Raw genomic sequence first — 25,489 nt, forward strand, 5'->3', positions numbered from 1 at the left:
GAGGTGCCCTCTGCTGGCACGATGTCGTGGTGTCTTCTGCAGCTACGCCCAAGGGCGAACGACGTCGCCAAGCTCTGGTGGCGTCCGCTGCTGAACTTTTGCTGGAGGGCGGGTTCGACGCCGTTCGTCACCGAGCGGTGGCAACCAGAGCTGACCTTCCACTGGCTTCGACGACCTATTACTTCGACTCACTCGACGATCTGATCGCGTGTGCCGTCGAGCTCAACGGCAACGCCGACATGGAAGCGATGCGCGCCAGAGTGGCTGCGGTGACCCAACGTCGGCGGGGCGCGGAATCAACCGTCGAACTGTTGGTCGAGCTGCTGCTCGGAGACGAAGAGAAGCGGCCGGAGAGCCGCGAGCGTTTGATCTCGCGCTACGAACGATTTGTGGCATGTGCCCGTCATCCCGCACTTCGTGACGTGCAGTTGCGCCTACGAGCCCAGCTCGACGACCTGTTGACCGATGCGCTTCGACGCTCGGGCCGGTCGGCTCCCGAGGGGCAATTGCGCCGTCTTGTCGCGATGGTCGACGGTGCGATGATCACGGCTCTGGGGGAGTACGACCCGGACCCACGGGGGTTGGCCAGGGGAATGCTCTTGGAATCGATCGACGTGATGGCGCCGCCGGTCTAGCTCGGTCTCTATCGGGGGTAACGGCACTGCTCGGCCACCGTTAGACTGAGGCCTCGTGAGCCGCATCCCGAATGTCCTTGCCAACCGCTACGCCAGCCCGGAGCTCGTTGCTCTGTGGTCTCCCGAGTACAAGATCGTGCTCGAGCGTCAATTGTGGGTGGCGGTGTTGCGTGCGCAGGCAGAGCTGGGCATCGACATTCCGGCCGACGCCATCGACGACTACGAGCGTGTCATCGACAACGTCGACCTCGAGTCCATCGCGGACCGCGAGCGGGTCACCCGCCACGACGTGAAGGCACGCATCGAGGAATTCAACGCACTCGCCGGACACGAGCAGGTCCACAAGGGCATGACCAGCCGCGACCTCACCGAGAACGTCGAGCAGCTGCAGATCGTGCGTTCTCTCGAACACGTCTACAACCACGGCATCGCCGTCGCCGCCCGTCTGGGTGAGCGCGCTGCCGAGTACTCGTCCATCGTTATGGCCGGCCGCTCGCACAACGTCGCAGCTCAGGCCACCACCTTGGGCAAGCGTTTCGCTTCGGCCGCCGACGAGCTGCTGGTTGCACTGACGCGTCTGCGCCAGCTGATCGACCGGTACCCGCTTCGTGGGATCAAGGGCCCGATGGGGACCGCTCAGGACATGCTCGACCTCCTCGACGGCGATGCGGCCAAGCTCGAGCAGCTCGAAGCGAAGGTTGCGGAGCACCTCGGATTCGCTCACGTGTTGACCAGCGTCGGCCAGGTGTACCCGCGTTCCCTCGACCACGACGTCATCTCCGCGCTCGTTCAGGTCGGCGCGGGACCGTCGTCGTTTGCACACACGATCCGCCTGATGGCCGGCCACGAGTTGGTCACCGAAGGCTTCCAGCCCGGCCAGGTCGGCAGCTCGGCGATGCCGCACAAGATGAACACCCGCTCGTGCGAGCGAGTCAACGGACTTCAGGTGATCCTGCGCGGATACGGCTCCATGGCAGCCGAGCTTGCGGGTGCGCAGTGGAACGAGGGCGACGTCTTCTGCTCCGTCGTGCGCCGCGTCGCGCTTCCGGACGCGTTCTTCGCGATCGACGGCATGTTCGAGACCTTCCTGACCGTGCTGATCGAGATGGGCGCGTACCCGGCCGTCATCGAGAAGGAACTGACCAGGTATCTGCCGTTCCTCGCCACGACGCGCGTGCTCATGGCCGCCGTCCGCGCCGGCGTCGGACGCGAGACCGCACACGAGGCGATCAAGGAGAATGCCGTCGCAGTTGCGCTGGCGATGCGTGAAGAGGGCAAGGAGCCCGACCTGCTCGATCGCCTTGCCGCCGACGACCGTTTGCCGCTCGACCGCGTTGCACTCGACGAGGCCCTGGCCGACAAGGCTGCTTTTGTCGGTGCCGCTTCGGCTCAGGTCGATGCCGTTGTCGCCGAGGTGCAGAAACTTGTCGACGCCAACCCCGAAGCTGCGGCGTACGCGCCGTCGCCGATTCTGTAAGGGCTACGCCCCGTGCGCCTTTTCGGTGGTCACCACTACCGAAAAGGCGCACAGGGGCCGGAGACCATGGACTGCATCTTCTGTTCCATCATCGCCGGTGAGGCCGAGGCCAGCGTCGTCTACGACGACGCGAATGTCCTTGCCTTCATGGATATTCGGCCGTTCACATCCGGCCATCTCCTGGTCGTGCCGAAGCGCCACGCCAGTGGATTGTCCACGCTCGATCCCGACGACGGTGCCAGGATCTTCGCCGTCGCGCAGAAGATCGCCGCGGCGATGCGTACCGGATCTCTTCCCGTCGACGGAGTGAATCTGCACCTCTCCGACGGAGCTGTTGCGGGGCAGGAAGTCTTCCATGTTCATCTGCATGTCATTCCGCGAAATCGCGGCGACGGCTTCGGCCTGCGCGCCCTACCTCGCACGCCCAATCGGACAATCCTCGACAGCACGGCTGCCGTCATTCGAGGCGCACTGAACTAGAGGTTCACCCGGTGTGGGTGATTCGCGCCGAGGTTTCTCCCAGCACCATCTGGGTATGGCCGACATCGAACTGACGTATTCCTGCGGACTTGTCCCGAGGGACGGAGAGCTTCCCGCTCGCGAAACCATCGCAACGGTCTTCGACGAGCTCGACTTCCAAACAGCAGTGCAGGCGTACTTGTGGGCCATACCCATCGTGTCCTGGGCTCAGTGGATGGACGTGCATACCAACATCTTCGGAGCAACTGCCTCCGATATCGTCGTCTACCGCTCATATCGTGACCGACTAGGCCTGATCACCGCCAACGCGACGACTCCGTACATCTTGAACTTTTTCGATCTCGGTGCAACGGGGCCGTTGGTGATCGAATTGCCGCCAGGGCCGACCGCCGGGGGCATCGCAGATTTCTGGCAACGAGAATTCGCGGTGCTCGGTGAGATGGGCCCCGATGCAGGCAAGGGTGGCAAGACCCTGGTAGTCGGCCCAGGCCAGAGTGCCGAGGACACAGGTGATTACACCGTTGTCCACTCCCCGATGATGCACATCATGTTCGGCTTCCGCACGCTCGATCCCGACCCGGCGCGCTCGGACGCGTTGGTCGACGCCGTCCGGGTGTACCCGTACTCCGATCGTGAGAATCCGACTCCGACGCGTCTGGTCTCACCGGACGGCAAGCCCTGGAGCGGAATTCAGCCGCGAGACCTTCGATACTGGGAACTCCTGCACGACATCGTGCAGGACGAACCTGTCGAAGAGCGCGACCGCTTCCCGATGGCGTGGCTTCGGCAGCTGGGGATTGAGAAGGGCAAGCCATTCGCCCCGGATGATCGAGCGAGAAAGATCTTGCAACGGGCCGTCGAAGTGGGGGAGGTGTTCGCCCAGGCGAATGCGTTCGTCAAACGCTTCCCCGGTTCGCGCTACTGGCCGGATCGCCAGTGGGACTTGGCGATTGTCCTGGACAACTCAGCTCAGCGAGGGGACAACTACGGCGAGTTCTACGAACGCGCGTCGTGGTTCTACGAGGCGGTCACCTTCTCCGAGGCGATGAAGAGTACGACGCCCGGACTAGGGCAGGCATATCTGGGTAGCTACGCCGACGCCGAGGGGCACTGGTTGGACGGAGGAAAGAGTTACACACTCCACGTACCCGCCGATGTCCCGGCAAAGTTGTTCTGGTCCGCGACGGTCTACTCGGTCGACACACGCTGCCTTGTCGACAACCAGCAGGGCCGAGGCGACCGTGGCTCGCGAGATCCCGATCTTGTTGTCAACGAGGACGGTTCGGTGGATCTCTACTACGGACCTACAACTCCGGTAGGGAAGGAACCCAATTGGGTTCAGACCATTGCGGGTCAGCACTGGTTCTCGTACTTCCGCTTCTACGGACCGCTCGAACCATATTTCGATCGGACTTGGAAGCTTGGTGACATCGAGCCGGCCTAGAGCGTGGTCTGTCTCACGGACTGCCGATCAGTTCGACAACGGAGTCCAGAAGGACACTGCGCCAGCACAACCAGTCGTGGCCGCCGTCGAAGATCCGACACGACACTTGCGCTCCTGCGGCCTCCAGCGCCTGTGCGACCGCTGCGCTGTGCCCGACCATGTCGGACTCGTGCTTACCTACTTCGAGGACAACGCGTAATCCGTCCGGTACGCCGTCGCGCTCGATGCGTGCGGCTATGTCTCCACCCGGCGGGCCGTCTTCCCCGCGCTTCAAGCCGGTTGGCCACCAGAACGAACCGGACCCGCTGGCGACCAGCGCGAAGTGTTCGGGGAATTCGAGTGCTGCGAACATCGAAGCCAGGCCGCCGAAGCTCTGCCCCGAGACCACCGTTCGCGTTCGATCAGACGAGAAAGGTGTGACGGCGCGCACCTGCGGAAGCAGTTCGTCGACGACTGCACTCCAGTAGTCGCGGTTGCACGGCAATTCCTGCGAACGGCGTTGATTGTCAACGGAATCGATGGCCAGCAGAACGCAGGATTTCAGTTTGCCGGTCTGGACCGCACGATCGAAGGCGGCGCCTGCCGGCATGACCTCGGCCCAGTGACGCCCGTCGAGAAGTATCACGAGCGGCCGTTCTTCGAGCGGTGTCAATCCGTCGTCCACGGTCTCGTAGATCCACACCGGCCGCTCGACGTCCAAAGTCGAACTAGCCCAGGTGAGCTGTACCGACTTCCTGAAAACTGGAGCATCCCAACCGAACTGGACCGGCGCCAAGGGCATCTCGGCGACGGAACGCCTTGTGTTCACACCTGCGGAAAGCGGATTGAGTGGGTCGGCAATTCGGTGCTCGAGCAACCCCAACCAGCGTGTGCGGCGGGTCGAGTCTTCCTTGCCTGCTCCCGGATAGTCGAACTCGTCGACTACGGACTTCGGTACCGGGATGATGCTGTAACTGCTACGCCAGGTGTTCGAGACTTCGGCGGTGTAGAACCACACCGGACTGTCTCCGAGTCGCTGCATCACGCTGAGTTGTTCTGCGTGATGGTCGGTCAGCGAATTTGCATCCAGGTAAACGCGCTCGACCTCGGTCTCCTCGGGCTGACGCCAGAGGAACGTAACTCGAACAGTCTGTGTATCAATGCTTTCGATGATCGGCGTTCCTTGTTGCACTATCCGATTCCAGGACGTCTCGATGTCGGGCGAGGCCGCGAGGGTAGCGGACAATTCGGTCACCGCCTGAGTTAGCATGAGCACAGCCTAACCTAATTTGATGGGCTTTTGAATTCGAGGAGTGGTCCGCCAGTGGGCGTCACAATGAAAAAATCACGCACCCTGAAGGTGCTCTCCGCAGTCTTGGTAGCAGGGTTCGCCCTCGTCGGTTGTAGTTCTGCGGATGCCGATTCCGATGCTGACTCAGCTGCATCGCAGGGTAATTGGCCGCGTACCGTGGAAACGCCGAAGGGGCCGGTGGAGATCACGTCGAAGCCGGAGAGGATCGTCTCGACCAGTGTGACGCTGACGGGCACGCTGTTGTCGATCGACGCTCCGGTGGTGGCTACCGCATCGACGGGACCGAACACCGATGTCTCGGATGCGCAGGGGTTGTTCACACAGTGGGGCGACATAGCAGAAGAACGCGGACTTGCAGTGTTGCCGATGGGCGGTGCGAACGCGGAATCCGTTCTGGCGCAGAACCCGGACCTGATCGTCGTCTCGGCAACTGGAGGTGACTCCGTCGTCGATCTGTACGAACAGTTCACGGCCATCGCGCCGACAATCGTGGTGGACTACGGCGGAAGTAGTTGGCAGGAAGTCGCCGCTGTGCTGGGTAAGGCGACAGGTCTCGAAGACAACGCGGCGGCCACGGTCGCGAAGTTCGACAGCGCAGTAGAGGCCGCGAAGGCCAAGATCACACTTCCCCCGCAGCCGACCACTGCGCTGGTCTACTACGAGGACGGCAGCGGCGCCAATATCTGGACGCACGAGTCGGGGCAGGCGAAGTTGCTCACGGCGATGGGTTTCACGGTCGCCGACATTCCCGAGTCCGCGAAGAGCAGTGAATCCATGGGTAAGCGCAAGGACATCATTCAGGTCTCGGCGGAGAACCTCTACGACGGTATCGCGGGCAACACCCTGATCTTGGTCAGTGCCGACGACGGTGCGGTGAAGGCGGTCGAGGCACTTCCACTGTTGGCCCAGCATCCGGCAATTCGTGATCACCACGTCTATGCCGTGGGTCTGGACACCTTCCGTCTCGACTACTACAGCGCAACCAACATGGTGAACCGGTTGGTCGAGCAGTTCAGCTGAGCCATAAGTACTAGGCCTTTCACCTTCAACTAGTGCTTTGGTAGGAGTCGGGAATCGAACATTCCCTTCACGTTCGCCGAATGTGGGACCAAGTGGTGCGCGCATGCCACCATGAACGTCAATCATCGGATGCGGAATGGGGAGTGGATGTTCGACTCGGCTGGTCAGAATGCCCCGGGGCAAGCCCTGGCATCGCGAGGGTGGGGACGTTTCAACCTGAACAACCCGGCCACGGCGGCCGTGATCGTCGGCCTGCTGAGTGTGCCGTGGGTGTTCGGTCTCGCCAGTCTCAAGACTGAACCCGAGACGAGCAATCGAGTGCTGAGCGATCCGGGAACCGTCGTCGGCATCATTGGTTTCCTGACGGTGTTGACCGTTGTGGCGTGTGCGCGCCGGCGGTACCCGATCGCGTACTACCTCCTGACGTTGGCAGGATCCGGCGGATTGATGCTCTTCCTCGGCAGTCGATCGCTGGGGGCCACGCCGCTTTTTTGGTTCGCGATCATGGCAGTGTCCATCCGAGTGACAGGCATGCGCCTGGTCGGACTGCTGGTCCTCGGAATGGCGATGGACGTGATCTTGGCGATGTATCTCACCGAACGGGACGGGCTGACGGTCGCCGAGGTTCAGGTGGGGGAGTTGCCTCACTTGTTCCTCGAACCGGCGGCAAACACCGTCACGAGTTTTCTGGTCGTCGCAGCCATGGGAAAGATCGTCGCGCGCCTGCGAAAACAAGCAGTGGAGAACAGTCAGGCAGTAGCGGATCTGCACCGGGACCGCGAACGCAAGATCGCGAATGCCGTTGTCGCCGAACGGCAGGACATGGCACGTGAACTGCACGATGTCGCTGCCCACCACATGACCGGCATGATCATCCAGGCTCGTGCCGCCGACAAGTTCTTCTCGAGCAATCCCGAACAAGCACAAGCCCTTCTGGGGGGCGTCATCGAGCAGGGTCAGCGGGCCCTCAACAGCTTGCGGCAGATCGTGGGGATACTTCGCCTGGGTGAGGAAGACCCCGATTTCCCGACGCCCATGGTCTCCGACATCGACGAGTTGGTGGACGACTGCAAGCGCACCATCTCGTCGATCTCGTTGGAGAAGGTCGGCCGCTTCGACGACCTGGACAGCGGAGTCCAGTTGACGTGTTACCGCATCGTGCAGGAGGCGTTGTCGAACGTCCTTCGCCATGCGCCGGGTAGCGAGTCCAAGGTGTGTCTGAGTCGAGAAGCCGGTGCGGTGAGGGTACGGGTGGTCAATACTCTCGGGAATGCTCGCCCGGCCTCCGACGGGCAAAACCTCGGAATTGTGGGAATGCGCGAACGCGCGACGCTCATGGGTGGTCAACTGGACGCCGGACCGAATTCGGAAGGTGAGTGGGCTGTGCAGGCACTGGTGCCGGTGAACGGAAGGATCAACGCATGATCGATGTCCTTATTGCAGACGACCAGCAGGTGGTACGGCAGGGGTTCGAGCTGTTTCTCTCCGGTCACCCCGAGATTCGCGTCGTCGGGCATGCCAAGACGGGAGTCGAGGCGTACGAGCAGGTGCGTGCACTGCGACCGGACGTCGTGCTGATGGATATCCGAATGCCGCACGGCGACGGGTTGACTGCGACTCGGGAGGTCCTTGCCGAGTTTCCCGGGACCCGCGTCATCGTGATCACCACGTTCGATCTCGACGAGTACGTTTTCGAGGCGCTCGACAGCGGTGCCGCAGGGTTCTTGCTCAAAGACGCCGATCCCGAAGAGCTCTCGTCGGCAGTGTTGACCGTGGCCGAAGGTGGTTCGGTGCTCTCGCCGAGATTGACGTCGAGACTGATCGTGGAGTTCGCGAGGCGCAAGCCGGCACCGATGTCCACGGCGCGCTCCGGATCGGATCACGGTCTCAGTGCGCGTGAGATGGATGTGGTGCAGTTGCTGTCACAAGGCTTGGGAAACAACGACATCGCAGATTCCCTCAGCCTCGAACAGAGCACGGTGAAGTCGCACATCAGCAACATCTGCAAGAAGCTGCAGGTGCGTACCCGTGTGCAGATCGTCATCTGGGCGTACCGAAACAACGTGATCGCCGTATCGCGCTGACGCACGGGACGCTGCGGCGCATCCGCCGCGGCACGGGCAGAGAAGTACACGTGCCCCGGGTCCGATCCCTCGTCGAACCCGGGGCATCCGTGCCACTCAGCCCAGCAGTTTGGCTTTGAGCGTCATGACAGTCGCCGGGCTCAGACCCAGGCCCTCGGTCAGGTACCGATCGACCGACCCGTAGGTCTGGTCCAACTGGGCGAGACCGGCATCGAGATAGCTTGCCTCGACACCCAACAGAGGCTCCATGTTGACGGCCATCTGTTCGCCCAGGCTCGCCGCGATGCCCGCGCGCGTGGCCTTCATGCCTTCGGCTGTGTACTCGTTGGTCAGCAAGTAGTCGTTCATGATCACCGAGCGGTCGACACCGGCGATACTCAGCAGCAGAAACGACGTCCAGCCGGTGCGGTCTTTGCCTGCGGTGCAGTGGAAGACCTGTGCACCTTCGGTTTCCGCGAGACCCGTGAGCAACTGCGCGAACCCGGCTCGCTCCGTCGCTCCGGTGACGAAGGCGCGGTTCATGTCCTGCATCATCGATCGTGAGTCCTCGGGGGACTTGATCTTCGCGATCATCTCGGCGATGTTCCCGGACAGGATCGGAATGTTCTCGTACGCAACCCCGTCGGGCAAGACATCGGGCTTACTGGCGATCTCGGGTTCAGTGCGCAGATCGTAAACCTTTGTCAGTCCCAGCTTTTCGAGATTGCTCATGTCATCGCCCTTGGGCGTGATCGCGTTCGCGCGGTAGAAGACTCCCTTGTTCACGGGCAGGCCGAAAGTCCCCGAGTATCCGGCGCCGGTGCCTGCGACGTCGCGGAAATTGTCGATCCCGGTCAGCCGCGGCGCATCTGGGGTCTGCTCGGAACTGCCGAGGTTGCTGGATCCGAAATCCAGCGAGCCGAACAGCGGAGCCGAGGGGCCAGGTTCGGCCTGCGCGATCGAGGCGCCGAAACCGGTGATGAGAAAGCTACTGGTCAACGCAATGGCCGCGGCAGACCGTAGTGAGCAGGTACGGGTGGATCGGGACATGTGTGAGCCCTTCGTCGAGCGGAGAGAGTGGCGAGTCGATGAGGTATCGCGAAGGCAAGGTAGCGAGTTCGCGTGTCCGATTCGAGAGGAATCTTGCTTTGCTCCCTCTCAGTGGGAGGCGTGCTGCTGTGAGCGTGGGCGGCTCGGGAGGCGCAGTTCATTCCTCGGGACCTGTGTTTGTGTAAAGGTCCAGTGCCCTGATATTGGTTAGCCTCACCAAATCAATTCCGGAGCAGTCCGGTGCGTTCAGATGGAGTTCAACATGCGGGTTCAAGGTCTGTCGCGGTTTCGCCGCGCAGTGGTGATCGGCGCAGCAGCTGCGCTGGCGGTCGGCGTCGCCGGCTGCAGCAACTCCGAGGAGGCGTCGTCCGAATCGTCGACGACAGCCGCGAGCTCGCAGACCCGTGTCTTCGAGGCACAGAACGGATCCATCGAGATCCCGAGCGACCCGCAACGGATCGTGGCCTGCGGATACGCAGTTCTGCCGCTGATTCAGGCGGGAGCGAACCTGGCAGCAGTATGCGAGTGGACCCGTGAACTCGGCAACATGGACGACAAGACCAAGGCCGCTTACGAAGCTCTGCCGAAGGTCGCGCCCGACGGCAACGTCTCCCAGCTCAACTACGAGGGAATCGTCGCTGCCGAGCCCGATCTGATCATCATGGGTGTTCCCGCTCGAGTCGAAAGCCAGCTGGACATGGCGCAGCTCGAGGCGGCCGCTCCCGTCGTCTTCCTGGGACCGACGGTTCCTGCTGATTGGCGAGTGCTGGGCGAGCAGTTCGCCGATGCCGCGAATGTCTCCGGCACCTACGGCGAGTTCAAGGACGACTACGACGCCAAAACCGCCGAACTGGCCGCGAAGTACAAGGACAAGCTCGGCTCGTTGACCTTCGGCGGCGTGTGCAACGTCTGCAAGCCGGAGGCCGGCACCTTCTCACGCGAGTACGCGTCTTCGTACACGACCAATCTCTTCGACGGACTCGGACTGCAGTTCCCCGGCACCCCCGCAGACCCCGCCGACATCCACGTCGAACAGGTATCCATCGAGAAGATCGGCGAAAATCTCGGAAATGTCGACGTGATCGTCTACGGCCTCAACGCCGACGGCTCGATGTCTCCGCAGTTGCAGGAGCTGGTCAATTCCGAGCTGTGGAAGGAATTGCCCGCAGTGAAGGCCGGCACCGTCGTCCAGGTCCAGCATTCGCTGGCCGCGACCTATCAGACGGCTCTTCTGACGCTGGATTCGATCGACGAGGGCCTGTCGAAGCTGCCCGCAAACCAGTAGTTCATCGACTGTGACGGTGGCCTCTCGCCTGCTGGCGAGGGGCCACCTGCATATCCGGATGAGCAGGGCGGACAGCTCTCCGATCGGCGAGGACGCTTACCTGTCCCGGCTACCGGGGTTCTGTACGAACTGCGAACGCCCGATAGGGTGACCGGGTGCGTCCTACACTTGATTCCTACACTCATCTGGCCGGTGGCAAGGTCCGTGACCTTTACACGATCGACGACGAGCATCTGCTGCTTGTCGCGAGTGATCGGATCTCGGCCTACGACCACGTGCTCAGCACGCCGATCCCGGACAAGGGTCGCGTGCTCACCGCGATGAGCGTGTTCTTCTTCAACGTCCTCGGTGGCACCAACCACCTGGCCGGCGAGCCCGACGACGATCGCATCCCGGAAGAGGTTCTCGGCCGCGCTCTCGTGGTGCGCTCCCTCGACATGGTTCCCGTCGAATGCGTCGTTCGTGGCTTCCTCACCGGCTCCGGCTTGGTCGACTACAACAACACCGGCGCAGTGTGCGGCGTCGCGTTGCCCGAGGGCCTCGTCGAGGCCTCGCGTCTGCCCGACCCGATCTTCACCCCGGCGTCCAAGGCGGCTCTCGGGGATCACGACGAGAACATCAGCTTCGATCAGGTAGTGGAGAAGGTCGGCCAGAAGCTGGCAGTGCAGCTTCGCGAGGACACTCTCGACGTCTATGCCCGCGCCTCCAACTTCGCAGCCGATCGCGGAATCATCCTTGCCGACACCAAGCTCGAATTCGGTCTCGACTCCGCTGGAAACCTCGTGCTCGCCGACGAGGTGCTCACCCCCGACTCGTCGCGCTACTGGCCTCTCGAAGGCTACGAAGCGGGCAAGGTGCAGCCCAGTTTCGACAAGCAGTTCGTGCGCGACTGGCTCACGAGCCCTGAATCCGGCTGGGACCGTAGCTCGGACACGACACCGCCGCCGTTGCCGCAGGAGATCGTCGACGCGACCCGTGCACGCTACATCGAGGCGTACGAGCGCATTTCCGGTCTGTCCTTCGACGATTGGGTCGGTCCCAGCGCATGAGCCTGATCCCGCCGGTCGCAAAGAAGGTCCCCACCGAACGTACCCATCACGGACACACGTTCGTCGATGACTACGAGTGGCTGCGGGACAAGGACAACGCCGAGGTAGTCGCATACCTCGAAGCCGAAAACGCGTACACCGACGAGCAGACGGCCGCGCTCGAGCCGTTGCGCGAGAAGATCTTCCAGGAGATCAAGTCGCGGACGCAGGAAACCGACATGTCGGTGCCCACTCGCATGGGTAAGTGGTGGTACTACTCGCGCAGCGTGGAAGGCAAGTCGTACACCGTCCAGTGCCGGTGCCCCATCGCCGGTGAAGACGACTGGACTCCGCCCGACCTGACGCCCGGCGTCGAGCTGGCCGACGAGCAGATCCTCATGGACGGTAACGTCGAAGCCGAAGGGCACGAGTTCTTTTCGCTCGGCGCGTTCTCCATCAGCGAGGACGGCACGTTGCTCGCGTACTCGGTGGACATCGTCGGCGACGAGCGGTACACCTTGCGGTTCAAGAACCTCGAGACCGGTGAGATGCTCGCCGACGAGATTCCCGATACCGCGCCTGGCGCCACCTGGGCGATCGACCACAGTCACGTCTTCTACATGACGGTCGACGACTCCTGGCGTCCGGACACGGTGTGGCGTCACAAGCTGGGAACGCCGCAGAGTAAAGATGTTTCGGTGTTCCACGAGCCTGACGAACGGTACTGGGTTTCGGTGGGGTCCACCCGCAGTGAGAAGTACCTGATGATCTGGGTCGGTTCCAAGGTGACCAGCGAAGGCTGGATGCTGGAATCGGCGAACCCGGAAGGCGAATTCCGCGTCATCATCCCACGTCGCGAGGGCGTCGAGTACGGGGCCGAGCACGCCGTGATCGGGGGAGAGGACCGTTTCCTCATTCTCCACAACGACGTCGTCGACGGCATCAAGGCCGAGAACTTCGTGTTGGTGGAAGCTCCCGTGTCGGATCCGACGAACATGACGACGCTGATCGAGCACAGCGCAGACGTTCGTCTGGAAGAAGCCGAAGCCTTTGCCGGACACCTCGTCCTGAGCTACCGCCGCGAGGCGCTCACTCGGGTTGCCGTGTGGCCGTTGACGGATGACGGCTACGGCGAACGCCACGAAATCGACTTCGACGAAGAACTCTTCAGCATCGGCATGGGGTCCAACCCGGAATGGGCGCAGCCCACCATCCGGCTCGGATTCACCTCATTCATCACTCCCGGGCAGGTGTACGACTACTACGTCGCCAGTGGTGAACTGGCACTGCGTAAGTCGCAGCCCGTTCTCGGAGACTTCGATGCGAGTAACTACGAGCAGCGTCGCGACTGGGCAGTAGCCGACGACGGAACCCGCATTCCGCTCTCGATCGTGAGGCGCGTAGGTGCGCCGGAAGGTCCCGCGCCGCTGCTGTTGTACGGCTACGGTTCCTACGAGGCGAGCATCGACCCGTCGTTCTCGGTTGCCCGCTTGTCGTTGCTCGATCGCGGTGTCGTCTTCGTCGTCGCACACGTGCGCGGCGGCGGCGAGATGGGCCGTCACTGGTACGAAAACGGCAAGACGCTCACCAAGAAGAACACCTTCACCGATTTTGTCTCTTGCGCAAAGCATTTGATCGACACCGGTGTCACGTCGGCCGACCGGATGGTTGCCGACGGCGGTAGTGCAGGTGGATTGCTGATGGGCGCTGTCGCCAACATCGCTCCGGAACTGTTTGCCGGCATTCTCGCCAATGTTCCGTTTGTCGACCCGTTGACGTCGATTCTCGATCCGTCGCTGCCGTTGACGGTCATCGAGTGGGACGAATGGGGAGATCCGCTGCACAACAAGGACGTCTACGACTACATGCGCTCGTACAGCCCGTACGAGAACGTGGAAGCCAAGGACTATCCCGCCATTCTTGCGATCACGAGCATCAACGACACCCGTGTTCTGTACGTGGAGCCGGCCAAGTGGGTCGCAAAACTGCGCGCCACCAAGACCGGTGATGCGCCGCTACTTCTCAAGACCGAGATGAGCGCCGGGCACGGCGGTGTCAGCGGTCGGTACGAGAAGTGGAAAGAGGTCGCGTTCGAGTTCGCCTGGGTGTTGGACACCGTGGGCGCGAACTAGCTCCGGTGTCAATCTGGTTCTGTGTCAATCAGGTTCTGCGGTAACGAACCTGAGGGCGCCCAGCGCGCCCGTACTCGGTCTCCCGGGTGAGCATGCCGTCGTCTGCCAGCTTTTCCAGGTAGCGCCAGGCTGTCACCCGGGACACGCCGACCGATGCTGCCACCTCGGCGGCGGTCACAGGACCTTCCGAATCCCGGACGGACGCTGCGACGAGTCCGAGTGTTTGAGACGCAAAGCCTTTCGGTGCCGCTGCTCGATCGTCGGACGTTCGTAGCGCGGACATCGCGCGGTCGATGTCGTGTTGACTGACCGCAGACTCTCCAGCGGGAAGCGCTGCACGATATTCGAGGTAGCGCTCGAGCTTGTCGCGGAATGCTGCGAAAGTGAACGGCTTGAGAAGATAGAGGACGATCCCGCGAGCCACGGCGCTTCGGACCACCTCCAGATCGCGCGCCGAGGTAACCGCGATGATGTCCGGACTGGGCCGCAAACCGCCCAGGGCGGAAGCCACGTCGAGACCGCTGGCGTCGGGCAACCCGATGTCGAGCAGGACCAGGTCGATGGGCTGGTCGGTGGCGTTGGCCGCCGTAACTGCACGCACGGCGGCGTTCCCGGAATGAACCACGCCGTGGACCACGAATTCCGGCACACGCTCGACGTACGAACGGTGCGCCTGGGCGATCAACGGTTCGTCGTCGACTATCAGCACACGGATCATCGCGGTGCTTCCACCTCGCGCAGCGGGATACGGACAACCAGCATGGAGCCCATCGCCGGCTCGCTGGTGAGCGTGCCGCCGTGCCGTTTCACAACTTGAGAGACCAGTGCGAGACCGAGTCCGCGAGAGCCGGATTTTGTGGAGTAGCCACGGCCCTTGGCCTTTTCGAGTGCTTCGGGTGTCATTCCCGGGCCGCTGTCGGCGACGGCAACAACCATCATCGAATCCTCTTCCATTACCGTCACTTCCACCCACGGAGACTCGCTCGCGCGCGATGCGTCAATAGCATTGTCCACGAGATTGCCGACCAGCGTGACCAACTCGCGTGCATTGAGCGAAGGAACCGGACCGAGCGCGGTGTCTTCGGTGATGGTCAGGTCGACCCCGCGTTCGGCCGCTTCACTCATTTTCCCGAGCAGCAGTGCGGCGAGCGCCGGCTCGTGGACCGCATTCATCAGACGATCTATCAACTGTTGGGACACTCGCAATTCATTGGTGGCGAAGGCCACTGCGTCTTCGTTCCGGCCCAACTCGACCATCGTGATGATCGTGTGAAGACGATTTGCACTCTCGTGGGCTTGCGATCGAAGCGACTCGGCAAAACTGCGTACCGAATCCAATTCCCCGAGTACGTTCTGCAATTCGGTGTGATCGCGAATTGTCAGCACGGTGCCAATTCTGTTGCCCTCCCACTCAACCGGGTGTTGGTTGACCACCAGCACACGCTTGTCGGTGAGGTGCACTTGATCCTTCGCGGGAGAGGCGTCGTCGACTCGCATGGTCTCGGGGATGGACGAAAGTGGCACGGGCCCGTCCGGTAGATCGAGGAGGCGACGCGCTTCGTCGTTGACGATATCCACTCGCGCATCTCTGCTTCGGCCTCGCCCGATCACCACCAGACCCTCACCGATGCTGTGCAGGACGGCGTCGTGGTGTTCGTACATGGTGCGCAGTTCATCCGGCGCCATCCCCAGGGTCTGTCGCCGGATACGCCGACTCACCAGAAGTGAACTCAGGAGGGCGGCAAGAAGACCGCCGCCGGCAACGAACAGGATGACCGGAACACTTTGGGCGAACTGCTTGCTGATCTGCTCGCGGGTGACACCGGCAGAAACCAGACCGACCAGGGTTCCGCCGGAATCGTAAACAGGAGTGACTGCGCGGATCGACGGCCCCAGCGACCCGGCGTACGTCTCCGTGAAGGTCACGCCGGCAAGTGCGCGGTCGATGTTCCCGGTGAAGAGTTGACCGATCAGCTCCGGGCTCGTGTGGGTGAACCGAGTGCGATCAGGCGCCATCACCACGATGAAATCGACGCCGGTTGCCTGTCGGATCTTCTCGGTCTGTGGTTGCAGAATCGCGGTCGGGTCCGGACTCGTCAGGGCTGCCGCCGTCGAATCCGACAGGGCGAGAGTCTGCGCTATCGAGCTCACCTGCCTGCGGATCGCGTCGTCGCTGTCTCGGCGTTCGTCGACAACTGCGAGCGCGGCCCCCACACCGATGACCAGCGCCAACAACGCCAATTGCAGAAGCAGGATCTGCCTGGCGACGCTCATACGTCGGCCGGTCTTTCGTTCGACCATCGAGCGCCTCCTGAACGTAATGAACACAAACTTCCGGGCCCACCTGTTTGCAACAAGAATTCTCCACGACTCGAAGTGATCCCGATCACTTCACAGATATCCGATCCAAAGGACACCCCATGAGCAGCACGGCAACAGGGACAGTAGACGGTTCCCCACAGCCCGAGGGCACCAAGGCAAAGCGCGACAAGACGCATTGGCTCTACATGAGCGTCATCGTCGCGGTCATCGGCGGCATCCTCGTCGGTTGGCTCGCACCCGAGTTCGGTAAGTCCGTCGGTGTACTCGGCACGTTGTTCGTCAGCCTGATCAAGATGATGATCAGCCCGGTCATCTTCTGCACCATCGTGCTCGGCATCGGCTCGGTTCGAGCGGCGGCCAAGGTCGGCAAGGTCGGCGGCCTCGCACTCGCCTACTTCATCGGGATGTCCACCATCGCACTCGCGATCGGCCTGGGCGTCGGCAACCTGCTCAACCCCGGCAGCGGCCTGAACATCACGCCCAATGCGGCCTCCGTGGCCAAGCTTGCAGATCAGGCCCACAGCGCGGGCGGTACCTGGGACTTCATCGCGTCCATCATTCCGACGTCGATGCTGTCCTCCCTCACAGCCGGCAGCGTGCTGCAGACTCTGTTCGTCGCCCTTCTGGTCGGCTTCGCGATCCAGTCGCTCGGCAAGTCGGGTGAACCGATCCTCAAGGCCGTCGGATACATCCAGAAGCTTGTGTTCAAGATCCTGACGATGATCCTCTGGCTCGCCCCGATCGGTGCTTTCGGTGCCATCGCCAGCGTCGTCGGCCAGACCGGTTTGAACGCCGTCGTCCAGCTCGGCACCCTGATGATCGGCTTCTACCTGACCTGCCTGATCTTCGTCTTCGGTGTTCTCGGAACGCTGCTGCGCGCCGTCACCGGATTCAACATCTTCAAGCTGGTCAAGTACTTGGCCCGTGAGTACCTGCTCATCTTCGCCACGTCGTCCTCCGAATCGGCACTGCCGCGTCTGATCGCCAAGATGGAGCACGTAGGCGTCGAGCGCACCACGGTGGGCATCGTCGTTCCCACGGGCTACTCGTTCAATCTCGACGGCACCGCGATCTACCTGACGATGGCCTCGATCTTCATCGCCGACGCCATGGGACAGCCACTCGGTTTCGGTGAACAGCTCTCGCTGCTGGTGTTCATGATCATCGCCTCCAAGGGCGCTGCCGGAGTCAGCGGCGCCGGTCTGGCCACGCTGGCAGGCGGACTGCAGAGCCATCGCCCCGAGCTTCTCGACGGCGTCGGACTCATCGTCGGAATCGACCGCTTCATGTCGGAAGCGCGAGCGATCACCAACTTCTCGGGCAATGCGGTTGCGACTCTCCTGGTCGGCGCCTGGACCAAGACGATCGACAAGGAACGCGTCGTCGAGGTACTCGACGGGAAGATTCCGTTCAACGAAGCCACGATGCTCGACGACGAGGACGAAGAAGAGCAGCACAAGCTCGAAACGGCTCCGACCGGCACCAAACAGTCGTTCGTGAGCCATCACTAGAAACGTCCGCTCTGCTGAACGTTTGACTGCGCTGCAGGCGCGGAACCCGATCTACGATCAGTGATCCTGGTCGTAACGATGAAAGAGACCGCCGCACCAACCGTGCGACGGTCTTTTTCTGTTCGTGGCTAGGTGTACCAGGTCGGTTCGGGAATCTCGCCGGTCAGAAAACGACTACCGACTTCACGGCGCTTGTACGCGAGCGGATCGTGAAGGGTATGCGTCCGGATGTTGCGCCAGTAGATGTCCAGGCCGACGTCGTTGGACGTGGCTCGGGCACCGGTCAGTTCGAAGATCTTGTTGCTGATCTCCAAGGAGACGTCGGCGGCGCGAAGTTTTGCGGCCGCAATGCGTACGGCGAGGTCGCCGCGAGCCTGCTCGGTGAGGTTTTCGCGAGCGTCGTGGAGCACGGCGTCGGCCTCACGGCTGACCTGATCCACGAAGGCCTCCGCTGCCCACAGCTTGGATTGCAAGTCGCCGTAGCCCTCACGGAGGTACCACTCGTCGGTTGCGATTTCGCGGTTGTCACCGCCGTACGGCCATGGACGCGTACGGGTTCGGGTGTACTCGGCGGCAGTGTCCAGTGCGCCACGAGCGATCCCGAGGTAGAAGTTGGCGAACACGATCTCGATCGCCGGGAAGTTCAGGGTGTTGTAGACCAGAGGTTGGAATTCCTTGTCGACAAAGCCTGCCGCACTTGCCCAGTCGACCTCGACGTCGTTGATCTCGACACTGCCGGAATCGGTGAGGCGCTGCCCGAGATTGTCCCAATCACCGCGGAAGACTATGCCGTCCTGAGCAGTCGGCACGATTGCGAACACATGCGTCGCAGTTCCGTCGATGATTCCTTCGAGCACCGTGAGGTCGGTGACTCGGCCGCCGGTGGAAAACGACTTCACACCGTTGAACACCAGGGTGTCTCCGCGGTCCGCGACGGTGAGGTCGGTGTCTCGAGGGTTGACCGCGCCGCCGAAGAAGAATCGGTTGCTCGTGTACAGCTCCTCGACAGCGGAGATCTGCGGATCGGTTCCGACCAATCTGGCTGCCCATGCCCACAGGTAGTGGTATCCGAGCAGTTGTCCGATGGAGCCGTCGGCGCGGGCGATCTCCCGAACCACCTTGTAGGCGGTCTCCCATCGCTGCCCGCCGCCGCCGAACTCGACCGGGCCCAGGAGCGTCACAAGACCACTGTCCTTGAGCAGCTGAACTTCTCGGAACGGTGGTTCGCCGGCTCGGTCGCGGGCGAGTGCGTCGGCGGCAAGGATGTTGCTCACCTCGCGAGCCCGGTCGATCCAGCCTTCGGATGTGTCGGGAACGCCGACGAAGACTTCGGTTTCACTGGTCACGGTCATGCCTGTTCATCCTTTTCGGTCGGTGCGGTCCCGATGGCCCACACGTAAATCGGTTCGGTTCCGTTGATTTCGTAGTCGCCGACAACTTTGGATTTGAAGACGACCGGATTGTGGCTGGCGACGGTGCGGGCGTTGCGCCAGAATCGATCGAGATCGAGGTCGCGGCTGACTCCGGAGGCACCGAGTGCGTCGAAGATCTTGGCCGTGGCCGGCACGACGAGTCCGATCGAGGCGACTTGCCCTCGCCCCGAATCGATTTCGGCTGCGATGTTGGCGGCCTTCTCTTCCTCCGGCGAGCCGGAGAATGCGGCTTCGTAAGCCCATTGGGACGACTGTGCTGCGTGCAGTGCAACGGCCTCGGCTGCAAAGGCGGCAGAGGACACCTCGCCGACAACTTGCTGGATCTGCGAATCCTGCGCGTATCTCGGAGCGTTGCCGTGACTGAAGGTTCGAGTACGAGAGGCAACTCGACGAGAGATTTCGATCGTAGCAGCCTTGGCGATGCCGGCGAGAGTGGCGAGGTGGAACAATTGGTAGAACGCGGTCTGGTATTTAAATCGTGTCGAGAAGTCGAAGATGTTCTCCGGCTGTACAATTGCGTCCTCGTAGACGGACGAACCGGAGCCAGTCGTCTGCTGACCGAACCCGTTCCAATCGTCACTGTGTGTGACACCGGGTTGTCTCGCCTCGACCGCCGCGATCACGAATGCGCCGGTGTCGGTGCGCTGCGAGTACAGGTCGATCCAGTCGGCGAAGATGGAACCCGTGCTGTAGAACTTTGCCCCGTTCGCCAGGAAATGGTCGGCATCGGGTGCGGGCGAGACCTTGGTATTGGCTTCGCCCAATGCAACGTCGCCGATTTCGGTCCATGCGTTGCCGACCAACTGTCCCTCCGCGAAGCGTCGGAGCCAGATGTCACGCTCCGGGCCGGGGTCGGCGACCAGTCGGTCTTCGACAAATGCGAAATGTCCGCGCAGGGCCTGGGTGATATTGGAATCGGCGCTCGACAGCTCGACTAGTAAGCGGATCAATTGCGGGATGCTCGCACCGGATCCACCGTGTGTTGTCGGCACCCGAACGGCGCCGAAGCCTGCATTCTTGAGTGCGTCGATCTGTTGGAAGGGAAGTACGTGATCGCGTTCGCGTTCGACGACGCCTTGTGCGACGTCCGCGAAGATCGGACGGAATTTCTCTGCCAGTATTTCGTAGTCGACCTCACTTTTGATCGGATCAGCAGACCGGGGTACGGCATTCGGCGTCAGTGCGGTGGTCATGGGAAGAATGCAAGCTGTAAACACCAGGGGCGTCGATCCTTCATCGCGACCTGATTCGAAGTGTTGTCAGTCCGCGCAAATCTCGGTTCGATGGCCTGCCGGGCACTCTTGTGGAAATCGAGTGGTCAGTGGGGTTGCTCGCGAACGTGCTCGACGGTCCATCCGCTCCATTCGACGGTCCCTCCGGCACCACAATCATGTCGGAACGGCAGCCCTGGAGGACCGGAGCGAACGACGACGCGAAAGTCTCTCCCCTCCAACCGAAGATCGACAGTCGTGTGTTCTCCGTCGACACTCTCCCTGATGCTCTCGAGTGCGTCCGTGGCGACGATGTCGGTGGCGCGTCGGACAGCATGTTCGGCTGCCTGAGCGGCCTGTGACAGTGCCGCCCGGCCGCGCAGGTGCAGCAGCTCCAATTCTCCGGCTCGGTATTTCTCGGCAGCATCGATTGCGGAGTTGCCGTCCAGTCGGCTGAAATAGACTGCGGCAGGCCACGCAATCATGTTGGCCGCGAAACGATCTCCGCCGATGTGACTGCATTCCCACACATCTGCGATCTGTGCCGCGTTCAGTGCCGACGCGACCGGGCGGCCGAGTTCCGCGCAGCACGCATCCTTCTTTCCATGCGTGCAGACTGCGAAGAGCGGTTCCGTGCGGGAGCGGCCGAAGTCGGGTTCCGCTCCGGTGGCCATCGATTCGAACGGCAGTACCGACAGGTCCTCGTATCGGTCGACCGCCCCTTCCCGCATCCATTGGCGTGTGCCGTCCGTCCAGGCGAGTACACACGTCGGGGTGAGCACCCGGCGGTTGCGGGTCCGCCGGATCACCACGACACGGATACGGCCCTGCGCTGCGTAGATCTTTTCGGTGAGCGCGACGGGGAGAACGTCGTCAGGGGCGGACGCCGGCCAGGGGCCGGGATGCTCGATCAATACCCACAGATGTGTCATTCCGGCGCGACCGACCATAGGTTCGCCGGCGGTCGACGACTGCCGTGTACAGGCGTGAGGGCGTCGACTGGTTTGCGGATTGGCGACAAATTCCGGAAAGCACTGCATAGATCCTTTCCCCAGGACACCGTCGCTGTGGCAGGGGAGGGAAGACATGATGAGGCTCCAGTCTCGTAGGTTAGGCTCACCAGACTATTGGATGGTGAATCCTTTGCTCAGCCGCGGTGAATGCACGTGGCTGTGACGGTCGGAAGCAGTCGGTAACAGGAGTTTGTGAATGAAACGCAGTAACTCGCGGACGAAGTACATGCTGGGTGGTTTTGTCCTCGCCGCCATAGTGGCAACGACAACGGCGTGTGGCAGCGACGACAAGACGGATACCGGCAGTCAGTCTGCCGACACCGTGCACGCGGTCACCCACGCCCGTGGAACTACCGACGTACCGACGGATCCGCAGCGAGTTGTCGTGCTCGAGCCGGTTCAGCTCGACACGTCGGTAGCGCTGGGCGTGATTCCCGTGGGCACCGCGGTACTCAGCGAGACGACCGGCGTTCCGGCGTACCTCGGTGAGAAGGCGGCGGAGATCGAGATGGTCGGAACCGTCGCGGCACCGAACCTCGAGAAGATCGTCGCACTGAGCCCGGACCTGATCATCGGAACGGAATCGCGGCACGGTGATCTGTACGAGCAGCTCGCTGCCATCGCACCGACCGTCTACATGGCAACTCAGACCGATCCGTGGCAGGACAACGTCCAGTTCGTCGCAGAGGCGTTGAACAAGACCGATCAGGCAGGTGAACTGCTCGGTGACTACACGGCACGCTGCGAGGAAGTGGCGAGCAAGCACAGCACCGAGGGCAAGACCGCTCAGCTGATCCGCCCACGCGACGACGTTCTGACGCTGTACGGACCCACGTCGTTTGCCGGAAGCACTCTCGAATGTGCTGGACTCACGATTCCCGCACGCGACTGGGAGAACTCGATCTCGGTGGACCTCTCCCCGGAATTCGTCTCCGGAGCCAACGCCGACCTCATCCTGGTCACCTCCGCGAAACCGGCCGATGCCGGCACGATGCCGAAGGCCGTGGCCGACAACGCCGGATTCTTCCCGAACCCGCATCTGGTGGACATGTCCTACTGGATCACCGGCGTCGGACCGCTCGGCGGCCTCACCGTTCTGGACGACCTCGATCGCATTCTCGGAGCGTCGAATTAGCAGTGCGCGAAGGAGCAGTGCGTGAGAGAGTCGCTAAGTTGGAGCCTATGACAACTCCAGTACAGAACATCGCGATCAACACCCTCGGTGGCGTGCCCACCTCTTTGGGTGAATACGACGGCCGCGCCGTCCTCGTGGTCAACGTCGCGTCCAAGTGTGGACTGACCCCGCAGTACGCGGCGCTCGAGAAGCTGGCCAGCGAGTACGCCGATCGCGGTCTGACCGTGATCGGTATCCCGTGCAACCAGTTCATGGGGCAGGAACCGGGTACCGCCGAAGAGATCGAGACGTTCTGCTCCACTACCTACGGCGTCACGTTCCCGCTTCTCGAGAAGATCGAGGTGAACGGCGAAAACCAGCATCCGCTGTACGCCGAGCTCACCAAGGCGGCCGACGCCGAAGGCGCTGCGGGAGACATTCAGTGGAACTTCGAGAAGTTCCTGATCGGACCGGACGGCACCGTCGTCAACCGCTTCCGTCCGCGGACCGAGCCTGACGCACCCGAGGTTGTCGCCGCGATCGAAGCTGCGCTTCCCAAGAACTAGAGGTTTCCAAGAACCAGTAGGTGCGCTGAAAACTGCCGCCGGATGATCATCCGGCGGCAGTGTGCTGTTCACCCACAGCTGCCACTATCGGAGTATGTCCGCAGAACTGATCGTGTCGGTATCCGGAATTAGAGACGAGACATGTTATCTCGCTGCCGGATTCGCAGACGAGATGGACACTCGAGGTGTCCGCTTGTCGCTCCTGGTGGCGCCGCGACTGAAGGACAAATACCGACTGGCCGACGACGCGGTGACGACGGCTTGGCTGCGTGAGCGTCGCGAGCACGGCGATGCCATCGTTCTGCACGGCTACGACCAGGCCGCGACCAAGCGTCGCCGAGCCGAGTTCGCCACTCTGTCGAAGCACGAAGCGAAACTGCGACTACTCGCTGCGGACCGCGTTCTCGAGCATGCAGGCCTTCGGACCCGGGTGTTCGCACCGCCGCGCTGGGTGGCATCGCCCGGTGCCATGTCGGTGTTGCCGGAGACGGGCTTTCGCACGATGGCAGGCCTCGGGGCAGTACATGATCTGACCCGCGGAACCTTGCAACGGGGAAGGGTTTTCGGGATCGGCGAAGGCTTCAAGGCCGAGCCGTGGTGGTGTCGCGCATTGGTTCTCGGAGCCGGGCGTGCCGCCAAACGTGGGGGGCTGGTCAGATTGTCGATCACGGCCAAGCAGTTGGGAAACGAGGGCCCACGTCAGGCCGTCCTCGACGCCGTCGACCTTGCCCTCTTCCACGAAGCCGACTCGCAGGTGTATCGGTGGAACTCCCCGTCTCAGGAGCTCGGCGCTGCCTGAATTCGGCAGTTGGCAACTATTTGATAGCTACGAGACTATGTCGTCTGTCCGGGTTGTCCGAGCGGGCAGACTCTTCGCGTTTCTCCACTTCCTTGCTGGTAGTAGTGCAGAGTGGGTCAAAATCGCATAAAACGGACGATTAATTAGAGCGCTGGGTCAGCCAACTCCCCCACTGCTAGAGTGCGTGCAGTTAATCTGCCGCTAGTAGATGGGATTGGGATCTCGCTATGCGCACGAGAGTGTTCTCCAAGTCGGCCGAGGGTCTTGTCGCCGTGGCTGTGGGCGCAGTCGTCTGTGCTGCGTTCGTTCCGGCGCTCGCGTCTGCCGCTCCGACCGGCGCGGTTCACACGCTGCCGACGGGCAGTGTCGACGGCGGGTCGAGCGGATCGAGCGGATCGAGCGATGGCGTCCGCACCGCAACCGTCGACGATGAAGGTGAGCAACTCACACTGCGCCTTCACAAGATGAACCTGCGGGGATCCGAGTTCTCGATGGCTGTGCAAGACAGCGACGGAGAGCTGACCGACGCGGTGATCCCGGCGCCCCGTTCGTACATCGGCAGCGTGGAAGGGCGTCCGGACGCAATCGTCTCGGCCATCGTCGACTCCGCCGGAACACTGCGCGGGCAGGTGATTTTCGATCGTGGTGTTTCGATAGAGTTCGTCGGATCCGAGGTGGTCGGTCGCAGCACGGCGCCGATCGACGCAAAACCCAAGTGGCCCACCGCGGCCATTGCGCCGGCCTCGGCCGCAAGGGTCGGCAAGACGGTCAAGCAGTTCGTGGTCGGACTGGACCTCAGTGGCGAGTGGTACTCCGCGCACGGCGCAGGCAGTGCCGCCGTCGCTCTGGATCGGGCCGAGGAATCAATGGCCCGCACCGCTGCCATCTGGATCAGAGACGTCGGGATTCGGCCGGTCCTCGGTCGAGTTGTCCTGCGGGCAGATTCCGCCGGCGATCCGTACTCGAGCAGTTGTGAAAATCTCGAGCAGTTGGAAGATCTGTGGTCCGATCAGGTCGGGTCGAGTGTCGATCAGGCAACCGTCGTGTGCGCATCCGGTGGCGGAAATGCCTACTACTCGAAGTTCGAACTCGACCACAGCTACGCGCATGTCGGTGCCGAGTCCGACGGCAACTTCAGCCGCGTTCTCCGCCACGAGTTGGGCCACAACTTCTATGCCGACGACTACCACGGCGGCGGCGCCGAGGGATCGACCATCATGAACGGTAACGACCTCTCGCGCTTCGACGGCACCGAATTCGCTGCCATCGTCGATGCGGCGGAGGTTGCCTCGGCTCGACTCGACGACGTCGGTCGGTACACGGCAAGCCCGATCCCGCCGTACGCCGCACTCGACACCGCGCGGGTCCGCTCAGGCGGCACAGTCACCGTCGACGCCGTCGCGAATGATCATGACAGCAACGGAGATTCGATCAAAGTGACCGGCGTCGGGGCGACGTCACTTCTCGGTGGCACCGTGAAGCTCGAAAACGGCGAAGTGGTGTTCGAAGCCGGAACGAAGGCAGGCACCGACAGGATTCTCTACACACTCACCGACGCAGCCGGTGGCACGAGCACCGGCTGGATCATCGTCGATGTGAGTGCGTGAGAACCGAA

The 25,489-nt window shown here is 62.3% G+C and carries 22 protein-coding genes; 15 read left to right on the forward strand and 7 right to left on the reverse strand.

All coding sequences use genetic code 11. The features are described 5' to 3' along the window. Positions 1-29 precede the first annotated feature (29 nt). The 4 genes from ACVZUB_RS04945 (at position 30) to ACVZUB_RS04960 (ending at position 4,036) form a co-directional block, all read left to right on the forward strand. Entirely contained in the window at positions 30-635 is a 606-nt protein-coding gene (locus ACVZUB_RS04945) for a TetR/AcrR family transcriptional regulator (protein WP_003945736.1), read from the forward strand. Positions 636-690: 55 nt separating this feature from the next. Further along, a complete protein-coding gene (purB, locus tag ACVZUB_RS04950; RefSeq protein ID WP_003945775.1) occupies positions 691-2,112 on the forward strand; it encodes an adenylosuccinate lyase in 1,422 nt (473 codons plus the stop codon). A gap of 66 nt (positions 2,113-2,178) precedes the next feature. Then, a complete protein-coding gene (locus ACVZUB_RS04955) occupies positions 2,179-2,592 on the forward strand; it encodes an HIT family protein (RefSeq protein WP_042920316.1) in 414 nt (137 codons plus the stop codon). A 55-nt stretch (positions 2,593-2,647) separates the two neighbouring features. Next, positions 2,648-4,036, forward strand: a complete 1,389-nt coding sequence (locus tag ACVZUB_RS04960; RefSeq protein WP_338927653.1) for a DUF1254 domain-containing protein — start codon at positions 2,648-2,650, stop codon at positions 4,034-4,036. A gap of 13 nt (positions 4,037-4,049) precedes the next feature. Here ACVZUB_RS04960 and fes read toward each other — a convergent pair whose 3' ends face one another. Further along, complete coding sequence (gene fes / locus ACVZUB_RS04965) at positions 4,050-5,285, reverse strand: enterochelin esterase (protein WP_165638629.1); 1,236 nt, start codon at positions 5,283-5,285, stop codon at positions 4,050-4,052. Between the two features lie 66 nt (positions 5,286-5,351). Here fes and fepB point away from each other — a divergent pair, with 66 nt between their 5' ends. From fepB to ACVZUB_RS04980, 3 genes are all read left to right on the forward strand, one after another. Then, positions 5,352-6,347, forward strand: a complete 996-nt coding sequence (gene fepB, locus ACVZUB_RS04970) for a Fe2+-enterobactin ABC transporter substrate-binding protein (protein WP_037132295.1) — start codon at positions 5,352-5,354, stop codon at positions 6,345-6,347. A gap of 111 nt (positions 6,348-6,458) precedes the next feature. Then, positions 6,459-7,772 (forward strand): sensor histidine kinase, encoded by a 1,314-nt coding sequence (locus ACVZUB_RS04975; protein ID WP_482628187.1) that lies wholly within the window; start codon positions 6,459-6,461, stop codon positions 7,770-7,772. Then, complete coding sequence (locus ACVZUB_RS04980) at positions 7,769-8,431, forward strand: response regulator transcription factor (protein WP_003945911.1); 663 nt, start codon at positions 7,769-7,771, stop codon at positions 8,429-8,431. Before ACVZUB_RS04975 ends, ACVZUB_RS04980 begins: the two co-directional genes overlap by 4 nt. A gap of 96 nt (positions 8,432-8,527) precedes the next feature. Here the strand turns inward: ACVZUB_RS04980 and ACVZUB_RS04985 are convergent, their stop codons facing one another. Next, the gene (locus ACVZUB_RS04985; RefSeq protein WP_007734429.1) at positions 8,528-9,460 is read right to left on the reverse strand and encodes a tyrosine-protein phosphatase; all 933 of its coding nucleotides are present in this window, start codon (positions 9,458-9,460) and stop codon (positions 8,528-8,530) included. Positions 9,461-9,710: 250 nt separating this feature from the next. Here ACVZUB_RS04985 and ACVZUB_RS04990 point away from each other — a divergent pair, with 250 nt between their 5' ends. From ACVZUB_RS04990 to ACVZUB_RS05000, 3 genes are all read left to right on the forward strand, one after another. Beyond that, positions 9,711-10,745 (forward strand): ABC transporter substrate-binding protein, encoded by a 1,035-nt coding sequence (locus ACVZUB_RS04990; protein ID WP_482628188.1) that lies wholly within the window; start codon positions 9,711-9,713, stop codon positions 10,743-10,745. A 155-nt stretch (positions 10,746-10,900) separates the two neighbouring features. Continuing rightward, on the forward strand, positions 10,901-11,794 hold the full coding sequence (locus ACVZUB_RS04995; RefSeq protein ID WP_003945463.1) for a phosphoribosylaminoimidazolesuccinocarboxamide synthase: 894 nt from the start codon (positions 10,901-10,903) through the stop codon (positions 11,792-11,794). Continuing rightward, a complete protein-coding gene (locus ACVZUB_RS05000; protein ID WP_215515663.1) occupies positions 11,791-13,905 on the forward strand; it encodes a S9 family peptidase in 2,115 nt (704 codons plus the stop codon). The genes ACVZUB_RS04995 and ACVZUB_RS05000 overlap by 4 nt, the downstream gene beginning before the upstream one ends. A 28-nt stretch (positions 13,906-13,933) precedes the next feature. On the opposite strand, the gene ACVZUB_RS05005 is transcribed toward ACVZUB_RS05000, so the two are convergent. Both ACVZUB_RS05005 and ACVZUB_RS05010 read right to left on the reverse strand, forming a co-directional pair. Further along, positions 13,934-14,623 carry a response regulator gene (locus ACVZUB_RS05005; RefSeq protein ID WP_003945570.1) on the reverse strand — a complete coding sequence of 230 codons (690 nt, stop codon included), beginning with the start codon at positions 14,621-14,623 and terminating at the stop codon, positions 13,934-13,936. Next, complete coding sequence (locus ACVZUB_RS05010) at positions 14,620-16,206, reverse strand: sensor histidine kinase (protein WP_064688544.1); 1,587 nt, start codon at positions 16,204-16,206, stop codon at positions 14,620-14,622. The genes ACVZUB_RS05005 and ACVZUB_RS05010 overlap by 4 nt, the downstream gene beginning before the upstream one ends. Before the next feature lie 119 nt (positions 16,207-16,325). Here ACVZUB_RS05010 and ACVZUB_RS05015 point away from each other — a divergent pair, with 119 nt between their 5' ends. Next, positions 16,326-17,738 carry a C4-dicarboxylate transporter DctA gene (locus ACVZUB_RS05015; RefSeq protein WP_007734438.1) on the forward strand — a complete coding sequence of 471 codons (1,413 nt, stop codon included), beginning with the start codon at positions 16,326-16,328 and terminating at the stop codon, positions 17,736-17,738. A 128-nt stretch (positions 17,739-17,866) separates the two neighbouring features. On the opposite strand, the gene ACVZUB_RS05020 is transcribed toward ACVZUB_RS05015, so the two are convergent. The 3 genes from ACVZUB_RS05020 to ACVZUB_RS05030 form a co-directional block, all read right to left on the reverse strand. Continuing rightward, entirely contained in the window at positions 17,867-19,090 is a 1,224-nt protein-coding gene (locus ACVZUB_RS05020) for an acyl-CoA dehydrogenase family protein (RefSeq protein WP_054188015.1), read from the reverse strand. Continuing rightward, a complete protein-coding gene (locus ACVZUB_RS05025; protein WP_482628189.1) occupies positions 19,087-20,364 on the reverse strand; it encodes an acyl-CoA dehydrogenase family protein in 1,278 nt (425 codons plus the stop codon). Before ACVZUB_RS05025 ends, ACVZUB_RS05020 begins: the two co-directional genes overlap by 4 nt. Before the next feature lie 125 nt (positions 20,365-20,489). Continuing rightward, positions 20,490-21,314: a sucrase ferredoxin gene (locus tag ACVZUB_RS05030; protein ID WP_482628190.1), complete on the reverse strand. Its 825-nt coding sequence runs from the start codon at positions 21,312-21,314 to the stop codon at positions 20,490-20,492. 277 nt (positions 21,315-21,591) lie between these two features. On the opposite strand from ACVZUB_RS05030, the gene ACVZUB_RS05035 reads away from it, so the two are divergent. The 4 genes from ACVZUB_RS05035 (at position 21,592) to ACVZUB_RS05050 (ending at position 25,481) form a co-directional block, all read left to right on the forward strand. Continuing rightward, a complete protein-coding gene (locus tag ACVZUB_RS05035; RefSeq protein ID WP_042452648.1) occupies positions 21,592-22,530 on the forward strand; it encodes an ABC transporter substrate-binding protein in 939 nt (312 codons plus the stop codon). A 47-nt stretch (positions 22,531-22,577) separates the two neighbouring features. Next, positions 22,578-23,075 (forward strand): glutathione peroxidase, encoded by a 498-nt coding sequence (locus ACVZUB_RS05040; RefSeq protein WP_064074139.1) that lies wholly within the window; start codon positions 22,578-22,580, stop codon positions 23,073-23,075. Between the two features lie 94 nt (positions 23,076-23,169). Further along, positions 23,170-23,874 (forward strand): DUF2334 domain-containing protein, encoded by a 705-nt coding sequence (locus tag ACVZUB_RS05045; protein ID WP_007734443.1) that lies wholly within the window; start codon positions 23,170-23,172, stop codon positions 23,872-23,874. A 227-nt stretch (positions 23,875-24,101) separates the two neighbouring features. Beyond that, the gene (locus ACVZUB_RS05050) at positions 24,102-25,481 is read left to right on the forward strand and encodes an Ig-like domain-containing protein (protein WP_039973421.1); all 1,380 of its coding nucleotides are present in this window, start codon (positions 24,102-24,104) and stop codon (positions 25,479-25,481) included. Positions 25,482-25,489: the final 8 nt, after the last annotated feature.

Source organism: Rhodococcus sp. OS5 (genome assembly GCF_056837585.1).